The sequence below is a fragment of the Escherichia sp. TW14182 genome (assembly GCF_000208525.1).
GTDB lineage: Bacteria > Pseudomonadota > Gammaproteobacteria > Enterobacterales > Enterobacteriaceae > Escherichia > Escherichia ruysiae.
This window is the reverse complement of the sequence record NZ_AEJZ01000107.1, coordinates 1-2588: the sequence shown is the minus strand read 5'-3', so window position 1 is coordinate 2588 and position 2588 is coordinate 1. Positions and strand designations below refer to the sequence as shown.

The window sequence follows — 2588 nt, the reverse complement described above, 5'->3', positions numbered from 1 at the left end:
TAAAAGATAACTATAGAAATCATTTGTGGGATTTGTTATTTTCCAATACTCGTTTAATAGCTCTTCCCACGTTGGGTAGTTCTCTAAATATCTTTTTGAAATGCCTGAGCCAATAAAGACTATTGGGTAATTTTTGAATTCAAAAATTTTTTTTGACATATCCATATACCTTAAGCTCTGCTTGAAACATCCATTCTATAAATTATGAGGATGTCAGCATGTCTCACCAAAACATCATCTGGTTATCTTGATGAAATCTGTCATTAATAATCTACCCATGTTTTCTATATGTCTGTGGCATGCTCCCAATAACTTTCCCAAATATAAATACCCGATTCATTTCGTCTTTTTCGATCGGGTCCCACGGTGAGTAGCTCTTGTTATCAGAGATAACCAGCAGCTTATCCTTCATCATTTGCAGGCGCTTTACATGGGCTGTGTCGTCGTACAGAAACGCATAGATACCATCACCGTCGAAAGATTTAACAGTGATATCAACGAACAGAAGATCACCTGGTTCGATCGTTCCTGACATGCTGTCACCGCGTACGTTAATGATGCGGATATTTTCTGCCTTCCTGCCATCGAACATGTGACGAGCATCGTCAAACGAGTACTCAACCGAGCGTAGGACTTCTACAAACTCACGGTTGATGACACCCGGCCCAGCACTGACTTCTATATCAAGAACGTCAATTTTGAAGTATTTGGAATGGTTGACAGCAGGCTTCCCTGATTGTTGACCGTCATTTCTCATCGGGCCTATGCCTGATGAGAGCCACTCTGTTCGAACACCCAATGCATTAGCTATTTCAACAATTTTTGTTGAGCCGCGTGCGTTGCCGCTTGTCAGTCTCCAGATTGTGGGTTGAGCTACGCCAGACGCCTTTGCAAGAGCGCCTTGAGACATTCCAGATTGTTCCATCGCTAGGTTTAAGCGATCAGCAAGAGTTTCTTTTTTCATAAGTTTTAATTTATACGCTTGCGTATTGATGGTCAAAACACGTTTTGCTATTGATTGGATTAATACGCATTGCTATTATCCATTCATTGTAATACCAATAGGAATTGATAATGACAAATCAAACCATTCAACTCGCAATCAGTATTACAGGTAGTCAAAAACGACTGGCAGATCTATGCGGTGTAGCCCAGCCCACTGTTTGGCGTTGGCTACACGGTGGCGGAATTGATGCCCGCTATGTAATGAAAATTGTCTCAGCCACTGGTGGAAAGATTAAACCAGCAGATATTCGTCCCGACCTTGCACCATTGTTTAACGCGAGTAATTCTGCCGCCTAAACTGCGGCGTTAACTGATAAGGCAATGACTATGCAACCACTTACATACCAACAGACTAGCGGATTTAGCCCGACTGCGGTGATAAATCGTTCTCAAATAAAACAGGTGCCAGGCCACGAAAAAATCCGTGATGCCGTTCGCGCGTGGTCGGCTGCAGATAATCAGGATGTTGTTGCCGCACTCATTGTGAATGAGTATCGGGAGCAGGGCGGCGGCACCATCGATTTCCCTGATGATGTCAGCCGTGCACGCCAGAAGCTGTTCCGCTTCCTCGATAACAAATTCGATTCTGAAAAATACCGAAATAACGTGCGTGAACTGACCCCGGCAATTCTGGCGGTACTACCGCTGGAATATCGCGGCCACCTGGTTGAGCAGGATAGCTTCATGGCTCGGCTGGCTGAAATGGAAAAGGAACTCTGTGAGGCAAAGCAGGCGGTCATTCTCAACGCACCACGCCACCAGAAACTGAAGGAAATGAGTGAAGGTATTGTGTCGATGTTTCGTGTGGACCCGGATCTGGCTGGTCCATTAATGGCGATGGTTACCACCATGCTGGGGGCAATATGACAGGTTCAGAAATGGCGAAAGCCGGTCTGCGGGAACAGAGCCGACTTTCAGGTGCAAATCGTAACGCACTCATTGCGGAAGGAATTATGGCAAACACTGCTGAGATATTCAATTTTCCAGTGCCGGATGAGGCACAAAAGGAGCCGCGCGTGGCAGATCTCGATGATGGTTATACGCGCATTGCAAATGAGTTGCTGGAAGCTGTGATGCTGGCCGGATTAACACAGCACCAGCTTCTGGTCTTTCTGGCTGTCATGCGCAAAACATATGGCTTTAATAAAAAACTGGATTGGGTTAGCAACGAGCAACTTTCCGAATTAACCGGGATATTGCCGCACAAGTGTTCTGCTGCAAAAAGTGTTCTGGTAAAGCGTGGGATTTTTATTCAGAGCGGGCGGAATACCGGCATTAATAATGTGGTCAGTGAATGGTCAACATTACCCGAATCAGGTAAGAAAAATAAAGTTTACCTGAAAGAGGTAAATTTACCTGAATCAGGTAAAAAAAGTTTACCCAAATCAGGTAAAGGCGTTTACCCGAATCAGGTAAACACAAAAGACAAACTAACAAAAGACAATATAAAACCTTTTTCGTCCGAGAATTCTGGCGAATCCTCTGACCAACCAGAAAACGATCTTCCTGTGGTGAAACCGGATGCTGCAATTCAGAGCGGCAGCAAGTGGGGGACAGCAGAAGACCTGACCGCCGCAGAGTGG

The 2588-nt window shown here is 45.1% G+C and carries 4 protein-coding genes; 3 read left to right on the top strand and 1 reads right to left on the bottom strand.

The window, feature by feature from the left end:
• Positions 1-271: 271 nt before the first annotated feature.
• A complete protein-coding gene (locus EQY_RS0110480; protein ID WP_000712399.1) occupies positions 272-964 on the bottom strand; it encodes an XRE family transcriptional regulator in 693 nt (230 codons plus the stop codon).
• Between the two features lie 110 nt (positions 965-1074).
• On the opposite strand from EQY_RS0110480, the gene EQY_RS0110475 reads away from it, so the two are divergent.
• From EQY_RS0110475 to EQY_RS0110465, 3 genes are all read left to right on the top strand, one after another.
• Complete coding sequence (locus EQY_RS0110475; protein ID WP_000184665.1) at positions 1075-1302, top strand: helix-turn-helix domain-containing protein; 228 nt, start codon at positions 1075-1077, stop codon at positions 1300-1302.
• Between the two features lie 30 nt (positions 1303-1332).
• Positions 1333-1872 (top strand): toxin YdaT domain-containing protein, encoded by a 540-nt coding sequence (locus EQY_RS0110470; RefSeq protein WP_001182871.1) that lies wholly within the window; start codon positions 1333-1335, stop codon positions 1870-1872.
• Positions 1869-2588 (top strand): replication protein (locus EQY_RS0110465; RefSeq protein ID WP_000147922.1); only part of this gene is annotated, 720 nt, incomplete at its 3' end. The genes EQY_RS0110470 and EQY_RS0110465, both read left to right, overlap by 4 nt.

Bases quoted from the DNA above. Each gene is read 5' to 3' on its own strand.
- EQY_RS0110475 (WP_000184665.1), top strand. From the start codon at position 1,075: ATGACAAATCAAACCATTCAACTCGCAATCAGTATTACAGGTAGTCAA.
- EQY_RS0110470 (WP_001182871.1), top strand. From the start codon at position 1,333: ATGCAACCACTTACATACCAACAGACTAGCGGATTTAGCCCGACTGCG.
- EQY_RS0110480 (WP_000712399.1), bottom strand. From the start codon at position 964: ATGAAAAAAGAAACTCTTGCTGATCGCTTAAACCTAGCGATGGAACAA.